Origin of the sequence: Pseudomonas sp. CFII64 (genome assembly GCF_000416235.1) — a bacterium.
Classification (GTDB): Bacteria; Pseudomonadota; Gammaproteobacteria; order Pseudomonadales; family Pseudomonadaceae; genus Aquipseudomonas.
This window is the reverse complement of record NZ_ATLO01000049.1, coordinates 25,627-44,497: the sequence shown is the minus strand read 5'-3', so window position 1 is coordinate 44,497 and position 18,871 is coordinate 25,627. Positions and strand designations below refer to the sequence as shown.

The 18,871-nt window shown below is 59.4% G+C and carries 16 protein-coding genes; 7 read left to right on the top strand and 9 right to left on the bottom strand.

Going from position 1 to position 18,871, the window contains the following annotated elements; translation table 11 throughout:
- Positions 1-234 precede the first annotated feature (234 nt).
- The 6 genes from CFII64_RS23140 to CFII64_RS23115 all read right to left on the bottom strand — a co-directional run bounded on the left by CFII64_RS23140 (position 235) and on the right by CFII64_RS23115 (position 7,626).
- Complete coding sequence (locus CFII64_RS23140) at positions 235-1,203, bottom strand: CDP-6-deoxy-delta-3,4-glucoseen reductase (RefSeq protein WP_020293280.1); 969 nt, start codon at positions 1,201-1,203, stop codon at positions 235-237.
- Positions 1,203-2,669, bottom strand: a complete 1,467-nt coding sequence (gene ubiD / locus CFII64_RS23135) for a 4-hydroxy-3-polyprenylbenzoate decarboxylase (protein ID WP_020293279.1) — start codon at positions 2,667-2,669, stop codon at positions 1,203-1,205. The genes CFII64_RS23140 and ubiD overlap by 1 nt, the downstream gene beginning before the upstream one ends.
- A gap of 274 nt (positions 2,670-2,943) precedes the next feature.
- On the bottom strand, positions 2,944-4,899 hold the full coding sequence (locus CFII64_RS23130; protein ID WP_020293278.1) for an acyltransferase family protein: 1,956 nt from the start codon (positions 4,897-4,899) through the stop codon (positions 2,944-2,946).
- 84 nt (positions 4,900-4,983) lie between these two features.
- Positions 4,984-6,243 (bottom strand): transcription termination factor Rho, encoded by a 1,260-nt coding sequence (rho, locus tag CFII64_RS23125; RefSeq protein WP_020293277.1) that lies wholly within the window; start codon positions 6,241-6,243, stop codon positions 4,984-4,986.
- Positions 6,244-6,470: 227 nt separating this feature from the next.
- Entirely contained in the window at positions 6,471-6,800 is a 330-nt protein-coding gene (gene trxA / locus CFII64_RS23120) for a thioredoxin TrxA (RefSeq protein ID WP_020293276.1), read from the bottom strand.
- 121 nt (positions 6,801-6,921) lie between these two features.
- Positions 6,922-7,626 carry a FadR/GntR family transcriptional regulator gene (locus CFII64_RS23115; protein WP_020293275.1) on the bottom strand — a complete coding sequence of 235 codons (705 nt, stop codon included), beginning with the start codon at positions 7,624-7,626 and terminating at the stop codon, positions 6,922-6,924.
- Between the two features lie 257 nt (positions 7,627-7,883).
- Here CFII64_RS23115 and CFII64_RS23110 point away from each other — a divergent pair, with 257 nt between their 5' ends.
- Genes CFII64_RS23110 through CFII64_RS23095 form a run of 4 tightly spaced genes read left to right on the top strand, consistent with a single transcriptional unit; the run spans position 7,884 to position 10,750 of the window.
- Positions 7,884-8,669: a transporter substrate-binding domain-containing protein gene (locus tag CFII64_RS23110; RefSeq protein ID WP_020293274.1), complete on the top strand. Its 786-nt coding sequence runs from the start codon at positions 7,884-7,886 to the stop codon at positions 8,667-8,669.
- Between the two features lie 44 nt (positions 8,670-8,713).
- Positions 8,714-9,379 carry an amino acid ABC transporter permease gene (locus CFII64_RS23105; RefSeq protein WP_020293273.1) on the top strand — a complete coding sequence of 222 codons (666 nt, stop codon included), beginning with the start codon at positions 8,714-8,716 and terminating at the stop codon, positions 9,377-9,379.
- Entirely contained in the window at positions 9,376-10,026 is a 651-nt protein-coding gene (locus CFII64_RS23100) for an amino acid ABC transporter permease (protein WP_177325449.1), read from the top strand. The genes CFII64_RS23105 and CFII64_RS23100 overlap by 4 nt, the downstream gene beginning before the upstream one ends.
- Positions 10,013-10,750 carry an amino acid ABC transporter ATP-binding protein gene (locus tag CFII64_RS23095; RefSeq protein WP_020293271.1) on the top strand — a complete coding sequence of 246 codons (738 nt, stop codon included), beginning with the start codon at positions 10,013-10,015 and terminating at the stop codon, positions 10,748-10,750. Before CFII64_RS23100 ends, CFII64_RS23095 begins: the two co-directional genes overlap by 14 nt.
- 120 nt (positions 10,751-10,870) lie before the next feature.
- Here the strand turns inward: CFII64_RS23095 and CFII64_RS23090 are convergent, their stop codons facing one another.
- Entirely contained in the window at positions 10,871-12,238 is a 1,368-nt protein-coding gene (locus tag CFII64_RS23090; RefSeq protein ID WP_020293270.1) for an inorganic triphosphatase, read from the bottom strand.
- A gap of 366 nt (positions 12,239-12,604) precedes the next feature.
- Positions 12,605-13,147, bottom strand: coding sequence for a hypothetical protein (locus CFII64_RS29495; RefSeq protein ID WP_084488304.1), 543 nt, complete (start codon positions 13,145-13,147; stop codon positions 12,605-12,607).
- 224 nt (positions 13,148-13,371) lie between these two features.
- Between CFII64_RS29495 and argE the strand changes: the two genes are divergently transcribed.
- From argE to CFII64_RS23070, 3 genes are all read left to right on the top strand, one after another.
- The gene (gene argE / locus CFII64_RS23080; RefSeq protein ID WP_020293268.1) at positions 13,372-14,520 is read left to right on the top strand and encodes an acetylornithine deacetylase; all 1,149 of its coding nucleotides are present in this window, start codon (positions 13,372-13,374) and stop codon (positions 14,518-14,520) included.
- Between the two features lie 126 nt (positions 14,521-14,646).
- Positions 14,647-15,945, top strand: a complete 1,299-nt coding sequence (argA, locus tag CFII64_RS23075; RefSeq protein WP_020293267.1) for an amino-acid N-acetyltransferase — start codon at positions 14,647-14,649, stop codon at positions 15,943-15,945.
- Between the two features lie 278 nt (positions 15,946-16,223).
- Entirely contained in the window at positions 16,224-17,051 is an 828-nt protein-coding gene (locus CFII64_RS23070) for a methyltransferase domain-containing protein (RefSeq protein WP_020293266.1), read from the top strand.
- 188 nt (positions 17,052-17,239) lie between these two features.
- On the opposite strand, the gene gshA is transcribed toward CFII64_RS23070, so the two are convergent.
- Positions 17,240-18,826 (bottom strand): glutamate--cysteine ligase, encoded by a 1,587-nt coding sequence (gene gshA / locus CFII64_RS23065; protein WP_020293265.1) that lies wholly within the window; start codon positions 18,824-18,826, stop codon positions 17,240-17,242.
- Between the last annotated feature and the right edge of the window lie 45 nt (positions 18,827-18,871).

Sequence of the window (18,871 nt, the reverse complement as noted above, 5' to 3'; positions counted from 1 at the left end):
TGTGCGGCCAGTTGCAGCGGTCCCTGCCGAATAAATGTGTTCATGGGCACTGACAAGCAAGCCATGCCTCGTCGATAAGTGCCTGCCTGTCAGACTTCCCCAGAAGTCCGTCAGGTCACGCGTCAATACTGCAATGCTTTAAGCGTAGAGACTGCAATTAGCAATCCAGCCCCGTTACCATTTGGCGGGTGCGGCAACGCTGTCAAGCGCTGCCGCACTCGCTTGAGAAGGGAATCACGACCTTGGTGCGTAAGCGAACACGTCGGCACGCATTTGATGGGCGCTCATTCCTGCGCTGACCAGCGCGTCGAGGGTCGCGTAGATCATCGCGGGCGAGCCGCTGGCATAGACGTGTACTGACGCGAGATCAGCGATGTCGCTGCGTACCGCTTCGTGCAGCATGCCGCAGCGTCCTTCCCAACCGCACAGGTCGCTGACGACTTTGTGCAAGAACAGGTTGGGCAACTTCGTCCATTCATCCCAATGCTGGATTTCGTAGAAGTCTTCCGGCCGACGCACGCCCCAATACAGATGCACGGGATGGCTGAAACCCTTGCTGCGGCAGTGCTCGATCAAGCTCTGCATCTGCGCCATGCCAGTGCCGGCGGCGATCAACACCAACGGGCCATCAGGCAGTTCGGCCAGATGCGTATCGCCAAACGGCAGTTCAACCCTGGCCATGGCGTTGCGCTGCAGTTGGTCGATCAGGTTCTGGGCGCTGGCTTCGCGCACCAGCACATGCAATTGCAGATCGCGACCGTTCTCGGGCGCAGATGCCAGCGAGAAGGCGGATTTTTCGCCGTTGTCGCGATGAATCATCAAATACTGACCGGCGTGGTAGCGCGGCAGCTTGCCAGCAGGGGCGCGCAAGCCTACACGCCAGACATCGCCGCCGACTTCCACGCATTCACTCAGCTGGCAGGCGAACGTACGCACTGGCAGTTCACCAAGGGCGAGCACGCCGTCCCAGAGGACTTCACAGTCCTCAAGTGGCTCGGCCAGGCACGTGTAGATTTCGCCATGAGTCAGTTCCTCACCGGCCTGCAATACGCGGCCGTGGGCCAGCAATGCCGAACACACATGGCAATTGCCATTGCGGCAGCTTTGCGGGCAGTCGTAACCCAGGCGTTGCGCGGCATCAAGGATCCGCTCGCCGGGCAATGTTTCCAGTACTGCGCCCGATGGCTGCAAGGTTACACGCATCAATCTATTCCCAACTGATTCCAGATGTCGTCGACCCGGCGTGTGACGGCTTCGTCCTTGACGATAACCCGACCCCACTCGCGCGTGGTCTCGCCCGGCCATTTATGCGTTGCGTCCAGCCCCATTTTCGAACCCAGCCCGGAAACCGGCGATGCGAAATCCAGGTAGTCGATTGGCGTGTTGTCGATCATCACCGTATCGCGCTTGGGATCCATGCGCGTGGTGATGGCCCAGATCACGTCGTTCCAGTCCCGGGCATTGATGTCGTCGTCGGTGACAATAACGAACTTGGTGTACATGAACTGTCGCAAAAACGACCACACGCCCAGCATCACACGCTTGGCATGGCCTGGGTACTGCTTCTTGATCGTCACGATCGCCATGCGATACGAGCAGCCTTCCGGCGGCAGATAGAAGTCAGTGATTTCCGGGAACTGCTTTTGCAGGATCGGCACGAACACTTCGTTCAGCGCCACGCCCAGAATCGCGGGTTCATCAGGCGGCCGACCGGTGTAGGTGCTGTGGTAGATCGGTTTGATCCGATGGGTGATGCGCTCGACGGTGAACACCGGGAAGCTGTCGACTTCGTTGTAGTAGCCGGTGTGATCGCCATACGGGCCTTCATCGGCCATTTCGCCGGGGTGAATCACGCCTTCGAGGACGAATTCGGCGCTGGCGGGCACTTGCAGGTTATTGCCACGGCACTTGATCAACTCGGTACGACTGCCGCGCAGCAGGCCGGCGAACGCGTATTCGGAAAGGCTGTCAGGCACGGGCGTTACCGCGCCAAGGATGGTGGCCGGATCGGCGCCCAGGGCCACGGATACCGGAAAGGGTTCGCCGGGATGTTTGGCGCACCATTCCTTGAAGTCCAGCGCGCCGCCACGGTGGCTCAACCAGCGCATGATGACTTTGTTGCGACCGATCACCTGCTGGCGATAGATGCCCAGGTTCTGCCGTTCCTTGTTCGGCCCGCGCGTCACGGTCAGGCCCCAGGTGATCAGCGGCGCGACATCGCCGGGCCAACAGGTCTGCACCGGCAGCATGCCCAGATCCACGTCATCACCTTCGATGACGATCTCCTGGCAAGGTGCGTCCTTGACGACCTTGGGTGCCATGGCGATGACTTTCCTGAAGATCGGCAGCTTGGACCAGGCGTCTTTCAAACCTTTGGGTGGCTCGGGCTCCTTGAGAAAGGCCAGCAGCTTGCCGATTTCCCGCAGCTCGCCGACTTCTTCAGCGCCCATGCCCATGGCCACGCGCTCGGGCGTGCCGAACAGGTTGCCGAGCACCGGAATATCAAAGCCCACGGGCTTTTCAAACAGCAATGCCGGACCCTTGGCGCGCAAGGTGCGGTCGCAGATTTCGGTCATTTCCAGGACAGGGGAAATGGGCATCTGGATGCGTTTCAACTCTCCGCGCTGCTCAAGCTGCTGCACGAAATCCCGTAGATCCTTGAATTTCATTAACCCGGCCACTCATAAAATAGGTTCGTATCGTACCTGCTCTGGGGCGCTGCTGCCTCACTCTGTGGGACATTCTGTGGCCGCAATGCCTGGCTGTGCATGAGAGGCGCCTTTGTGGGAGAGGACTCGTCCTCGATAGCCCACACGCCCCTGATCCGCCAGACCCACATGCAGTGCTGGAATTACCGCGATCGAGGACAAGTCCTCTCCCACACAGTCTGCACAGGAAATGGCCTGACCATGATGGTGCTGGCACCTGGAACATAGCGTGACTTCAACGCACGTTCTCACTGAGGAAAATCGGCGCAAACAACGGCTTCATCCGTTCGCCGCCCTGATCCGACAGGTGATTCTCGTCCTTGTATTGGGAAAAACCATCGATGGCCGCGCGGCAGATGCCTTCGGCGCAGAGCAGGGGCGCGGGGTCGATGATGTGGATATGCGGATCGGAAGCCGCCAGGTTGGCGAACAACTGGTCGATAAAGTGCTGCCGCTCGCGGTGATCGGCGATGGGCCGGCCGACTTGCAGCGCAGAGCGCCCGACCATCGCCAGGCTGCTGAGTCGCGCGATGGTGCCCTGGCGTTGCAGCGGGATTTCCTTGAACAGCCAGACGTTCGCGCCGGCAGCACGCAAGCTGGCCACGGTCGCGCGCAAGTTGTCGGCCAAATGCTGCTCGGCGGCGGCGCGGCTTTCGTTGCGATAGGTCATATGCTCCCGGTCGCCGTCTTCCTCGCCGTACAGGTAAAGGCTCCAACGGGCGGCGAGTACCACGTCGTGGACCTTTTGCCTGTCGATCAACGCCAAAGTTTGCTGGTTGAAGGTCTGACATTGCGGGCGAGATTCGATGCCCAGCACAGGCATGCAACCGGACAGACTGGTCAGCCAGACCGGAATGCCAAAGCGCTCGGCATCTGCTTTGACCGCCGGCATCAACGCCGCCGCATGGCTGTCGCCCCACACCAGCTGCAGCGGCGGCACTTCAGCATTGCCGCCGAAACGACAGGCCGCGCTCAAATCAGGGCTGTCGCGCTGCAGCAGGCAATCCATTTGCCCGCGCTGCCATTCACGCGCTTCGGCGTACTGCCGCGCTTGCCCGGACAAGCGCTGCGGGAAGCCTTCACCCCAGCGCACGGCTTGCCCGGCCATCGCCACGACCAGCATGCACAACGCCGCGCCGACGAGCACCGGTTTGCGTCCGCCCAGCACACGTTTTTCGCGAAACGGCATCTCGATGAAGCGCCACGACAGCCACGCCAGGACTACACACAGCGCAATCCAGAACAGTGATTCCCGACGTTGCATGCCGTCGATGGAAATCGCATTGGCGTACACGAATACCGGCCAATGCCAGAGGTACAGCGAGTAGGAAATCAGCCCGATTGCCACCAGTGGCGGCGTGCTCAACACCCTGCCAACCAGCGTCTGCGCCTGACCGTTGGCCCAGATCAACGCCGTGGCACCCAGCACTGGCAACAACGCCGCCCAACCCGGGAATGGCGTACTTCTGTCGAACCCACAGACGGCGATCAGAATGGCCGCAAGCCCCGCCAGACTGACGCTTTGATAGACCCAAGGCCGCAACTTGATTTGAGAGGCGGGCATGACCGCGAGCATCGCGCCACAGAGCAATTCCCAGGCGCGCATCGGCAGCAGGAAAAACGCCGAGTCCGGCGCACGGCTTACGCTCCAGATATTCAGGCCGAATGACACCAGTAGCAGGCCCAGCAGCATCAAACGCCAATGGCGAAAGAAGCGCGTGATCAGCACCATCAGCAGCGGGAAGATGATGTAGTACTGCTCTTCCACCGACAGCGACCAGGTGTGCAGCAAGGGTTTGAAATCCGACGCGGGGTTGAAATACCCGTCCTGGCGCATGAACAGGATGTTGGAAATGAACATCGCCTGATAACGCACTGTGCGTCCCAGTTGCGAATAATCATGGGGCGTCAGCAGCAGCCAACCGACCAGCAACGTCGCGGCCAGCACCACGCTCAGGGCGGGAATGATGCGTCGCGCGCGACGCGCCCAGAAGTCGACAAAACTGAAGCGACCGGCGCTGATTTCCCGATGAATGATCGAGGTGATCAGGAACCCGGAGATGACGAAAAACACGTCGACACCTACAAAGCCGCCGCTGAACGCGCCGAAACCGTAGTGAAACAGTACGACCGGAATGACCGCCAGGGCGCGCAGGCCGTCGATATCCCGCCGGTTGCCGAATGTGTGCATGACGCTCCTTGTCGCGATTCTCGAAAATCAGGCAAAAAAAATGGTGTCCATAAGGACACCATTCATTTGCAGCCGTTCAGCCTGTTATTTGCGCTTCATCGACAGGAAGAACTCATCGTTGGTCTTGGTCTGCTTCAGCTTGTCGATCAGGAACTCGATAGCCGCGACTTCGTCCATCGGGTGCAGCAGTTTGCGCAGGATCCACATACGTTGCAGTTCGTCGTCGGCGGTCAGCAACTCTTCGCGGCGGGTGCCGGAACGGTTGATGTTGATCGCCGGGAACACGCGCTTCTCTGCGATCTTGCGATCCAGAGGCAGCTCCATGTTGCCCGTACCCTTGAACTCTTCGTAGATCACTTCATCCATCTTCGAGCCGGTTTCAACCAGCGCGGTCGCGATGATGGTCAGCGAGCCGCCTTCTTCGATGTTCCGCGCGGCGCCGAAGAAACGTTTCGGTTTCTCCAGGGCGTGGGCATCGACACCACCGGTCAGGACCTTGCCGGAGCTAGGAATGACGGTGTTGTAGGCGCGAGCCAGACGAGTGATGGAGTCGAGCAGGATAACGACGTCTTTCTTGTGCTCGACCAGGCGCTTGGCCTTCTCGATCACCATTTCGGCAACCTGTACGTGACGGGTTGGCGGTTCGTCGAACGTCGAGGCAACCACTTCGCCGCGCACCGTGCGCTGCATTTCGGTTACTTCTTCCGGGCGCTCATCGATCAGCAGAACGATCAGATGCACTTCCGGGTTGTTACGCGTGATGTTGGCCGCGATGTTCTGCAACATGATCGTCTTGCCCGCTTTGGGCGGTGCAACGATCAGGCCGCGCTGGCCTTTACCGATCGGTGCGCACAAGTCGATCACACGGCCGGTCAAATCTTCGGTGGAACCGTTACCGGCTTCCATCTTCATGCGGATGGTCGGGAACAACGGCGTCAGGTTTTCGAAAAGAATCTTGTTCTTCGCGTTTTCCGGACGGTCGTAGTTGATCGTGTCGACCTTGAGCAGAGCGAAATAACGCTCGCCTTCCTTGGGTGGACGGATCTTGCCGACAATGGTGTCGCCAGTACGCAGATTGAAGCGGCGGATCTGGCTGGGCGAGACGTAGATATCGTCCGGGCCGGCGAGATAGGAAGCGTCTGCAGAGCGCAGGAAACCGAAGCCGTCCTGGAGGATCTCCAGCACGCCATCACCGGAAATTTCCTCGCCACTCTTGGCGTGCTTTTTCAGCAGGGAGAAAATGACATCCTGCTTGCGCGAACGGGCCATATTTTCTATGCCCATCTGTTCGGCCATTTCGAGCAGATCGGTAATCGGCTTTTGCTTGAGTTCAGTCAGGTTCATATAGGAATGACGTAATCATGTAGGGAGGGGAAATTAAGCTTTTGGCTTAATGAGGCCGCGCCGCAGAGAAGGCGACAGGATCGCGTACTAAATCGAAAGGAGAGCGTCGGCGACGGCTAGCAGGGGGCAACGGAGAAGCCGTTGCGGGGCCGAATGTACCACTTGATTTTCGAGGCGTCTAGTATCGAGCCTGAAAAAAAGCCCCGCAATTTGCAGGGCTTTGATCATCAGATGTTAGCGTCGAGGAACGCTTGCAGCTGAGACTTCGACAGCGCGCCAACCTTGGTGGCTTCGACGTTGCCATTCTTGAACAGCATCAACGTCGGGATACCACGCACGCCATGCTTGGCGGGAGTTTCCTGATTTTCATCGATGTTCAGCTTGGCGATGGTCAGTTTGCCTTTGTAGGTTTCGGCGATTTCATCCAGAACCGGGGCAATCATTTTGCAAGGGCCACACCACTCAGCCCAGTAATCAACTAGTACAGCACCTTCAGCCTTGAGGACGTCAGCTTCGAAGCTGGCGTCGCTGACGTGCTTGATAAGGTCGCTACTCATGGAGTTCTCCGAGTTAGTAGGCTAAAAAACGTGGCCCATCATAGCGGGCCTTGCCCCGTTCAGGAAGCCAGACGTCATTGAGTCTGGCTATAGCTGTCCATCAGTCTGGTTATAGCGCCGCTCAGTTTGAAGGCGACACAAACACGATTCCGGTGCGTAGCGCCGCGCCGCGGATGTGTTCGTGCATGGCTTTCTGGGCCGGGCCTGAGGCGTGACGGGCCAGCGCTCGGAGGATCTTGCGGTGTTCCTGCCAGGTTTCCATGGCCCTTGAAGCGCGAATGAATGGCATCTTCTGGCTTTCCAGAAAGATATCCGCGCCGGCGGTCACGATACCCAGCATGGCCTGATTGCCGCTGGCGACGAGGATGTGCCGGTGAAACTCGAAATCCAGTCGCGACGCCGCTTCGAAATCACCGGCGCGCAGCTCCAGGCGCATGGCCTCGACGTTATCCTCCAGCACGTCACGCTCGTCGGCCGTCAGGGTCACGGCGGCCAGTCCGGCGGCGAAGCCTTCCAGGGCATAACGCAGCTGAAACGTATCGGCTGGTGAAATGTGTGCATCGAAAGGCCAGGAAAATCCGCTCGTGCGCTGTTCTGGTTCAGAAATCTTCTGCACGAATACGCCCTTGCCTGGCTGCACGCTGACCACGCCCAACGCGCTGAGCGACGACAACGCCTCACGCAACGAAGCGCGACTGACGCCGAGCAACACCGCAAGATCGCGCTGCGAGGGCAGGCTGTCGCCCGGCGCATAGCCTTGCTCGGCAATCAATTTGCGAATGGCCCGCAACGCGGATTCGGGTACGGCGATTGGGCTATGCGGCATCACTGTTCAGGCCAGTCAGTCCAGTAGAACCTCCTTTTATAGCCATCTTCACGATCAGGCAAGCAACGCCCAGGCCTGGGGCGGCGGGGCTTGGAGGCGCGCTAAAGCAGTGCGGCCGGCCCTGCAACTGTTCAGACCAGTAAGACCAAAAACACGCTGCAACCCACAGGTTTGGGTCGCATTTCACTGGATGGCATGGCCTGTGCAATCGCTACCAGCATTGCCGAACAATCTCTCGTCCGACTCGGAGTCTTCCCATGACCAAGCGTTACAGCGCCCTGCTCACTGCCCTGTTTGCCAGCCTCGTACTCAGCCAGACTCCCGCTCATGCCAATGGCCTGGACGACGTGATTTCCCGTGGCACGCTGAAAGTCGCCGTTCCGCAGGACTTCCCGCCGTTCGGCTCGGTAGGCACCGACATGAAACCCCGCGGCCTGGACATCGATACCGCCAAGCTGCTGGCAGACCAGTTGAAAGTGAAACTGGAACTGACCCCGGTCAACAGCACCAACCGCATCCCGTTCCTGACCACCGGCAAGGTTGATCTGGTGATCTCCAGCCTCGGCAAGAACCCGGATCGCGAGAAGGTCATCGACTTCTCCCGCGCCTACGCCCCTTTCTACCTGGCGGTATTCGGCCCACCTGAAGCGTCGATCAAGACCATCGATGATCTGAAAGGCAAAACCATCAGCGTGACGCGCGGCGCCATCGAAGACATCGAGCTGAGTGCTGTTGCGCCCAAGGAAGCCACTATCAAGCGCTTCGAAGACAACAATTCGACCATCGCGGCTTACCTCGCGGGCCAGACCGACCTGATCGCCAGCGGCAACGTGGTGATGGTCGCCATCAGCGAGAAGAACCCCAAGCGCATCCCCGAGCTGAAAGTAAAACTCAAGGATTCCCCGGTTTACGTCGGTGTGAACAAGGATCAGCCAGAGCTGCTGGGCAAGGTCAACGAGATCCTCAATACCGCCAAGGCAGACGGCGCGCTGGAAAAAAATTCGCAAACCTGGCTCAAGCAACCTTTGCCAGCTGACCTCTGATCGCTGTCTCTGCTTCTGTTCATTAAAGCCTCAGGGATCAGCCAATGGCGTATCACTTCGACTTTGTACCGGTTCTGCAAAACGTTGATCTGCTGCTGAAAGGCGCGCTGTTCACCCTGGAATTGACTGCCATCGGCACGGTGCTCGGGGTTGGCCTGGGCATCATTGGCGCTATCGTGCGGGCCTGGAAAATCCAGCCGTTCTCGGCGATTTTCGGGGTGTATGTCGAGCTGATCCGCAACACGCCGTTCCTGGTGCAGCTGTTTTTCATCTTCTTCGGCCTGCCGTCGCTGGGTATCCAGATCTCCGAATGGCAGGCGGCGATCCTGGCGATGGTGATCAACCTCGGCGCCTACTCGACGGAAATCATCCGCGCCGGCATTCAGGCGATTCCTCGAGGTCAGCTGGAAGCCGCAGCGGCGCTGGCGATGACGCGCTTCGAGGCGTTCCGCTACGTGGTGCTGATTCCGGCGCTGGGCAAGGTCTGGCCCGCGCTGAGCAGCCAGATCATCATCGTGATGCTCGGCTCGGCGGTCTGTTCGCAGATCGCCACGGAAGAACTGAGCTTCTTTGCCAACTTCATTCAGTCGCGCAATTTCCGCTCCTTCGAGACGTACATCATCACCACGGTGATCTACCTGTGCATGGCGTTGCTGATCCGCCAGCTGCTGGCGTGGATCGGGCGTCGCTATATATCGAGGAAAGGCTGATGGATTTCACCCTTTGGGATGTTGTGCGCAATCTGCTCACCGGCCTGCAATGGACGCTGGCGCTGTCTTTGGTGGCGTTCATCGGCGGCGGTGTGATTGGCTTGCTGGTCATGTGGATGCGTATTTCGAAGCTCAATGCGCCGCGAGTGCTGGCCAAGGTCTACATCGAGCTGTTTCAGGGCACGCCACTGTTGATGCAGCTGTTTCTGGTGTTTTTCGGCGTGGCGCTGATCGGTTTCGACATTTCACCTTGGGCCGCAGCCGCTTTGGCCCTGACTTTGTTTACCAGCGCGTACCTGGCTGAGATCTGGCGCGGCTGTGTCGAGTCGATTGCCAATGGCCAGTGGGAAGCGTCGGCGAGCCTCGCGCTGTCACCGCTGGAACAGCTGCGCTACGTGATCCTGCCCCAGGCGCTACGCATTGCCGTCGCGCCGACCGTGGGCTTCTCGGTGCAGGTCGTGAAAGGCACGGCCGTTACTTCGATCATCGGCTTTACCGAACTGACTAAAACCGGCGGCATGCTCGCCAACGCGACGTTCCAGCCATTTCTGGTCTACGGCTTCGTCGCGTTGGGTTATTTCATGCTTTGTTACCCCTTGTCGCTCAGTGCCCGCTATCTGGAAAGGAGACTGCATGCCTCTGCTTAGAATTTCCGCGTTGCATAAATATTACGGCGACCACCACGTTCTCAAGGGCATCGACCTTTCCGTGGAAGAAGGCCAGGTCGTGGCAATCATCGGTCGCAGCGGTTCGGGCAAAAGCACGCTGTTGCGCACCCTGAACGGCCTGGAATCGATCAATGACGGCGTTATCGAAGTCGATGGCGAATACCTGGATGCCGCGCGCGCAGACCTGCGCACGCTGCGGCAGAAAGTCGGCATGGTCTTTCAGCAGTTCAACCTGTTTCCGCACCTGAGCGTCGGCGAAAACGTCATGCTCGCGCCGCAAGTCGTACAGAAAGTGTCGCGTGATGAAGCCCGCAAGCTGGCCAAACGCATGCTGGAGCGGGTCGGGCTGAGTGAGAAATTCGATGCCTTCCCGGATCGGCTGTCCGGTGGTCAGCAACAGCGCGTGGCGATTGCCCGGGCGCTGGCAATGTCACCCAAAGTGCTGCTGTGCGATGAAATCACTTCGGCGCTGGACCCGGAACTGGTCAACGAAGTGCTCGGCGTGGTGCGCCAACTGGCGGCCGATGGCATGACGCTGATCATGGTCACCCACGAAATGCGCTTCGCCCGTGAAGTCGGCGACAAGCTGGTGTTCATGCATCAAGGGAAAGTGCACGAAGTGGGCGACCCGAAGATCCTCTTCGCCAACCCGCGCACGCCAGAGCTGGCGAACTTTATCGGGTCGGTGGAGCAGGGGGCTTGAAGCCCGCGTTCTGAATGGGAACGCAAATCCTGTAGGACCGGATTTATCCGGGAGCGCTGCATTCCCAATGGTGGATATGCTGCTCCCGGCTAAAGCCGGTCCTACGGGTCCTTGCTTTTCTTACAACCGCAACAAGGTTTTCCAGGCGCGGCTCTGGAACACGACGATGGTCTGTTGCACACGAGCGTCCAGCACTTCGTCGCTGATCGGCAGTTCGGCCACTTGCACCAGCTTGTTCAGCTCGCCGTACAGACGATCCAGCTCCGGCAGATCCAGCGCGCCACGGGCGTGATGCAGCCAGGCCTGGATGCGCTCGATACGCGGCAGTTGCTCGGCAAGATCTTCCGGCTGCTGCTGATAACGCCCCAACTGCAAGGCAGTCGCTTCGTCAGCCAGCAAACGCGGCAACCAGCTGGCCAACTGCGCAGCGCCCTGGCGATTGCCACGGTTGTTGCGTTCGACGGTCCAGCTGCGGGTCAGCAACCAACGCGAGGTGTTCAGCGAGAACAAACCCCAGCGCGTGTCCTGCATTTCTTCCAGGAACTGCTCGTGAGCGGCATTGCGCACATCGCCATCTTCCTGACCGGCCTGCACCAGCGGCCGCCAGTCTTCCAGCAATGCATCCAGCGCTGTGCGCAGTTCGGCCGAGGAAGCGCGCGGCGCGGCCTGACCGAGGCTGCCGGTCAGCGAACGCAATTCAACCAGCAACGCGACCCAGTCCTGCAACAAGCGCCAATGGCCATTGAAGCGATATTGCTCGGCCAGACGCTGACTGCTGCCCAGCAGATGCCAGGCCAACGCTGAGTAAGCATCGTCCAGCGGCATTTCGGCATGCAGTTGCGGCGCCGGCAGGCTCAGGGAATAGCTGTTGGCGTCGAACAGGCGATAGCCGCGCTCAGCCTTGCTGATATCGCACGGCATCAATGGCAGGGTCAGGGCCAACTCGGCGGCCAGCTCCAGCAGCGCGGCCGGATCGCCTTCGCGCAATTCCAGCTCCAGCTCGCAGATTTCTTCTTTCTGCTTGCCCGCGACGACCTGGCCCAGATCCAGTGCGGCTTCGATCACCACCTTGGCCTTGCCCCGGCCCCAGGCGATTTCCGCCTTCTCGCGGATGAAATCGGTGGTGAACAGCGGCTTGATGGTTTTTTTGTCCAGCTCGGCCAGTTGCTCCGGCCAGCATTCGCCATCAAGCTTTTTCAGGTCCAGCTTGGCTTTGGGCAGATCCCAGTTGTACTCGTTGCGCTCCGACAGGCCGGCAATGCTCTGCCCGCGCGTCTTGAGGGTCTGGATGATCTGCTCGCCATCACGACGCAGGCGCAAGGCAACCTTGGCGTTGGCCAGGTCGCGCTCCGGCGTGTCGAAATACTGGTTGGACAGCTCAAGACGCTCCCAACCACTTTTGTTGCGCTTCTTCAGCAACGGGTGTTCGCGCAGTGCAGCGAGGGTTTCGCGGCTGACGCGGAGTTTGATTTCTGTTTCTTTCTGCATGGCCGGGAATCCAGACGCTGATAACTAAAAACGGGGGCGCAGCCTGTTGTCACGTGGCTGCTGAGGTCGTGCAGTGTACAGGACATGGCCGGTAACAGGCCGGATGAAACTGTTGGGCGCTAACAATACTGCGATGAGTATGGCGTTACGACTGATTACTCGCAGCGACCTTAAGCCCGACCCAGGATTGTTGCCTGGCGGGCCAAATCTGATTAAAGTAGGGCCTTCGAAGCGACTGACCGGATGAGATTGAGCGCTTCCCAGCGGCGAAAGCCGTACTCGCGCAAGGCGGGTCGAAAGTGGTGTCCGGATCTGCTTTACCGAATACGAGAAAGGCGCCCTGAACCGGCGCCTTTTTTCGTTTTCCTAACGTTGTGTCGCCGTCGGCTGATTCAGGTAGATCTTGCCGCACAGCAGAACAAATACCATTGAACCCTTGAGTCTGGGGCCCGTTCTAGCGCTGTCTTCGTGATAAGCACTCTCGACCACAAGGTTCAGATCCTGCCACTGACGTCTTTCTCGGGAAGCCCTGCGGACTTCAAAAAATACGTGATAAGGCCCGGCGGGATCATCAACGGTAATCGAATAGCTCCAATTGCGTTCGGCCGCCGTTTCCCAGACCTTCGCCTTGGGGTGCTCAAGGCTTTTAATCAAAGTTGGAAGTTTGTGGGACAGTCGATACCGAGTCTGGCAGAAAGAGCGCGGTCGCGGTGTCCCTTGATCGATGATGGGCTCGCCTTGGCCGTGGCTGGCGTTGTCATAGGCTCTGCTGAAACAGTGAGTCGAGAACGTGACGTGGACACGCAGATCGCGTTTCGCCAGCTGACTTCCTACAACGAAAGTGAAGGGTTCAAGGTGTGAAAAATCGTAGGTTTCTGCGCCTATCGACAGCGATGAAAAATATGACATAACTCACGCCCACGGGAGCGGCATTTTATCTCAAAGGAATGCATACGCTTTGAGTGAAAACACGACAGTGTTAGTGCGGAATTTCGCCACGCTTGATATAGGCCGTTCCCTCCACCGATTGCCTGTGCGCCCCCGGATCAGTTCAATCAGCTCGTTGCAGTTTATTACCAACACCCAATAGCCCTATGATGGATCGCGTGTTGACCCGCCTTGAGGAATCATCGATGCCTTTGCCGTCCATGAAAGACCAGTTTGCCGCCCTGATCGCCACGCCTTCGGTGAGCTGCACGCAGCCTTCCCTGGACCAGTCCAATCGCGCGGTCATTGATCTGTTGGCCACCTGGCTGGGGGATCTGGGCTTTGCCTGTGATATCCAGCAGGTCTCGCCGGGCAAATTCAATCTGCTGGCCAGTTTCGGCAGCGGCCCCGGCGGGCTGGTATTGGCGGGACACAGCGATACCGTGCCGTTTGACGGCGCGTTGTGGCAGACCGATCCCTTGAAGCTGACAGAAGTTGACGGCCGCTGGGTCGGACTGGGCAGCTGCGACATGAAGGGCTTTTTCGCGCTGGTCATCGAAGCCGTGCAGCCGCTGCTGGACAAGCCTTTCAAGCAACCGCTGCTGATCCTTGCCACCTGCGACGAAGAAAGCTCGATGGCCGGCGCCCGGGCGCTGGCTGAAGCCGGTCGGCCGCTGGGGCGTGCAGCCGTGATCGGCGAACCCACCGGGCTCAAGCCGATTCGCCTGCACAAGGGCGTGATGATGGAGCGCATCGATATTCTCGGGCGCAGCGGCCATTCGTCCGACCCGAGCCTGGGCCACAGCGCACTCGAAGCCATGCACGATGCGATCAGCGAGCTTAAAGTCCTGCGCCAGCAATGGCAGCAGCAATACCGCAATCCGCAGTTCAGCGTGCCGACGCCGACCCTGAATTTCGGCTGCATCCATGGCGGCGACAACCCGAACCGGATCTGCGGCCAATGCTCTCTGGAATTCGATCTGCGGCCTTTGCCGGGCATGGACCCGAGCGTGTTGCGCGCGGCGATCCGGCAAAAGCTGGAGCCGCTGGCCGAGCTGCATCAGGTGAAAATCGACTACGCGCCGCTGTTTCCCGAGGCGCCGCCGTTCGAACAGGACGCCGATGCGGAACTGGTGCGGGTTGCCGAGCGTCTTACAGGACATCGTGCCGAGGCGGTAGCATTCGGCACCGAAGCGGCTTATTTTCAGCGCCTGGGTTGCGAGACGCTGGTGTTGGGTCCTGGGGACATTGCGTGCGCGCATCAACCGGGCGAATACCTTGAAATGTCACGCTTGCAGCCTACTGTGCGTCTATTGAGCCAGTTGATCGAACATTATTGCTTGAGCCCGCAATGAATCGGGCGTTGTTGACCATCCAGAAAAGGAGAGTGCGCGTGTTGCCAGGCCTGTTCCGACGATAACCATTTCACGGTTGTGAGTGTTTTTGTCCTTCGTCCATCTTTCTCGCAGGCTCCCAAGGTTATGCACGAGTACGTCAACTGGCTTCGCCACGCTTCGCCTTATATCAACGCTCACCGGGAACGCACCTTCGTCGTGATGTTGCCCGGCGACGGCGTTGAACATCCCAATTTCGGCAATATCGTCCACGACCTGGTGCTGCTGCACAGCCTGGGCGTGCGTCTGGTCTTGGTCCACGGTTCGCGCCCGCAGATCGAAAGCCGCCTGTCGGCACGAGGCCTGACGCCGAAGTTTCATCGCAACCTGCGCATCACCGACGCCGAAACCCTCGACTGCGTGATCGATGCGGTCGGCCATCTGCGCCTGGACATCGAAGCGCGCCTGTCCATGGACATGGCCGCCTCGCCGATGCAGGGCTCGCGGCTGCGGGTCACCAGCGGCAACCTCGTGACGGCTCGGCCAATCGGCGTGCTGGAAGGCGTGGATTACCAGCACACCGGCGAAGTGCGCCGCATCGACCGCAAAGGGATCAATCGCCTGCTGGATGAGCGCCACATCGTGCTGTTGTCGCCGATTGGTTATTCACCAACCGGCGAGATTTTCAACATCGCCTGTGAAGACGTAGCGACTCGCGCGGCTATCGATCTGGGCGCCGACAAGCTGCTGCTGTTCGGTGAAGAGCCCGGTTTGCTTGATGAGCAAGGGCGACTGGTGCGCGAGCTGCGGCCGCAACAGGTTCCGGCGCATATGCTGCGTCTGGGCACCAATTATCAGGCCGAGCTGCTGGAAGCGGCGGCCGAAGCCTGTCGCGGCGGCGTCGGGCGCAGCCATATCGTCAGCTATGTGGAAGACGGCGCGCTGCTCACCGAGCTGTTCACCCGTGACGGCGGCGGTACGCTGGTGGCGCAGGAACAATTCGAGTTGGTGCGCGAAGCGGCCATTGAAGACGTTGGCGGCCTGATGGATTTGATCACGCCGCTGGAAGAGCAAGGCATTCTGGTGCGCCGTTCCCGCGAAGTGCTGGAGCGTGAGATCGAGCAGTTCAGCGTGGTTGAGCGCGAGGGGCTGATCATCGCCTGTGCGGCGCTGTATCGCATTGCCGATTCGGATGCCGGCGAGCTGGCGTGTCTGGCGGTGAACCCGGAATACCGCCACGGCGGTCGCGGCGACGAACTGCTCGAACGCATCGAAACCCGTGCGCGGGAGCAGGGCCTGAAAACCCTGTTCGTCCTCACCACCCGCACCGCCCACTGGTTCCGTGAACGCGGCTTCGAGCCAAGCACCGTCGAACGCATGCCTGCGGCCCGGGCGTCGCTTTATAACTATCAGCGTAATTCGAAGATCTTCGAGAAGGCGTTGTAAAAACGACAATCGTGAACCTGTAGGAGGGAATTCATTCCCGAAGGCGGCAGTTCGGCAGATGCAAATCTGCCAGCTGGACCGCCGCCTTCCCGAATAAATCCGGTCCTACGCCAATCCTCCCTCCAACGGGAGGTGTTGAGCCCCGCCGCTCATCATTTGCCCGCCGTTGCCCTTCATCTCCCGTCTACAGTTTCTAGCTGAAACCCAAATCACCCCACCCGATTCATTGCGATCCTTGTTGTGCAGATTTTCGTCGGGCCCTCATCAAGGAAGAACGCATGGACCGCACAAAAAAGCTGTTATCCGGACTATCGATAGAAGGCAAGCGGGGGCTTGAAATCGGCGCGCTGTGTCGCCCTTTCATCAAGGCCGCTGAACACAATGTGATTTACGCCGATCACGCCAGTACCGAGGCGCTCAGGGAAAAGTATCGCCAGGATCCGGACGTGGATATCGACGAAATAGTGGACGTAACAGCGATCCTCGGTGAAGGCACGCTGGCACACAGCGTCGGGACAACGGTCGATTACGTAGTAGCGTCGCATGTCATCGAGCATGTTCCGAATCTGATCGGATGGCTCAATGAGCTGTGCTCGATTCTCAATGAAGGCGGTGAGATTCGACTGGTCGTTCCCGACAAGCGTTTCACCTTCGACTACCTCAGAGCCACGACCCGACTATCCGACGTGCTGTATGCGGATCTGGTGAAGGCGCGCTTCCCCATGGCGCATATCGTGATGGATTACGTGCTTAATGTGGTCAAGCTGGACGGAGCGAAGGCGTGGCGTTCACAGATCGAGCCTGGAACGCTAGAACGCCATCACACGCTCAGGGATGCGCAAAATATTGCACAGCAGATCCTCAGCACAAATGCCTATCACGACGTGCACTGCTGGGTGTTTACGCCTCGTAGGATGGCGCAATTGTTCGTTGCGTTGACGGATCATCGGCTTGTAGAACTCGAGTGCGTCAGCTTCCATGACACTGCCCAGGACACCATCGAGTTTTTTGTCGGCATGAGGCAGACCAAGGATTTTGCCCGGGCCAGGCAGAGCTGGCTGTCGATGGCCGAAGCGGCGAAGCATGTCGAGACACAAGCGCGCTGACTGTGGGCAGTGAGAATCGAACGTCACCTTGTTGGAGCGAGGCCTGGTGTAGGACCGGCTTTAGCCGGGAGGGCAATTGGCGCTCTCGTGCTCTCGTGCTCTCGTGCTCTCGCGACTAAAGTCGCTCCTACGGTCGCTCCTACGGTCGCTCCTACGGCTAAGCCTCTCCAACAGGGGAATAGCACCGATCAGTTACTGATCCGCAGGATGCTCGCTTGATAAGCCCCAACGAACGTATCGAAATCTACGACTTCTTCGGTCTGTTCCAGCTCGGCCTGTTCGGCGATGGAGGTTCGGGCCAGGGTTTCGAAGTTCGATTGTTCCTCGACGCTCAGCGGATTGCTGCGGAAATACTCGGCATGCAGCTGGCTCTGGCGCATCGAGAATGCGGTGAAGCCTTCCTTGTGCTCGGTCATGCTTGCCAGCACCTTGGCCGACGGGGTTTGGGACGAGTCGTTGACCTTCGATTGCTGCGCCGCGATCGACTTGATGTGTTCGTCAGTGCCTTGTGCTTCGTCGAGCAGCAGCGCAATCGGCTTGATCTTCTCCAGCAGCTCGGTGGCCCAGGCTTTCAGGTCGATGGTGCTGTCATTGCGATTCAATTCCAGGCCCGGACGGCGGCCGTCCTTGACCACGGTCAGGAAGTTCGACGCAGCGTTGTTGCACTCGTTATTGGCCAGCTGGGGGCTTTCCTGCAGGGCGCAATACAGCACGAACGCATCGATGAAGCGCGATTGCTGCAGGTCGATGCCGGTCGGCAGGAACGGGTTGATGTCCAGGCAGCGCACTTCAACGTATTGCACGCCACGGGCAACCAGCGCCTGAATCGGACGCTCGCCCGAATAGGTCACGCGTTTGGGGCGAATGTTGGAGTAGTACTCGTTTTCAATCTGCAACACGTTGGTGTTGAGTTGAATCCACTCGCCGTCCTTGTGGGTGCCGATTTCGACATACGGCGCGTAGGGCGTTGCCACCGCTTTGCGCAGGCTGTCGGTGTAGCTCAGCAGATCGTTGTAGCAAGGCGTCAGACCCGCCTGGGCGTTGCTTTGATAACCCAGATCGCTCATGCGCAAGCTGGTTGCGTAGGGCAGATACAGCGTGTCGGCATCGAACTGATCCAGCTGATGCGCGCGCCCGCGCAGGAAACCCGCATCCAGGGCCGGCGAGGCGCCGAACAGGTACATCAGCAACCAGCTGTAGCGGCGGAAGTTACGGATCAGCGCAATGTAGGAATGCGACTGATACTCGCGAGCGCTGCCTTCGAATTGCTCGGTTTGCTTGAGCAGCGGCCAGACCGCTTCGGGCAGCGAGAAATTGTAGTGAATCCCGGCGATGCACTGCATGGTCTTGCCGTACCGCAGGGCCAGGCCTTTGCGATACACGTACTTGAGCTTGCCGATATTCGAGGTGCCGTAATAGGCAATCGGAATGTCTTCTTCGGCGGGCAACGGACAAGGCATCGACGGGCTCCAGAGGAACTCGCTGCCCAGCTTGCTGTAGGCGAACCGATGAATCTTGTCGAGGCTTTCCAGGGTAGCCGCCGGATCCGCCAGCGCGGGCGTGATGAACTCCAGCAGCGACTCGGAATAGTCAGTGGTGATCAGGCCGTTGGTCAGCGCAGCACCCAGTTCTTCAGGATGCGGCGTCTGGGCCAGGCGTGCTTCGCCGGTCACGCGCAGGCATTCACGCTCTATACCGTGCAGGCATTGCTCCAGCAGGGAGAGGTTAGTGCGCTCGCCAAGCAAAGCCAGGCGGCGGTTGAGAAGTTCGCTCAAGTTGGATTCCTTCACGCGTCAGTCGCCCCAATATGGGGGTGGACA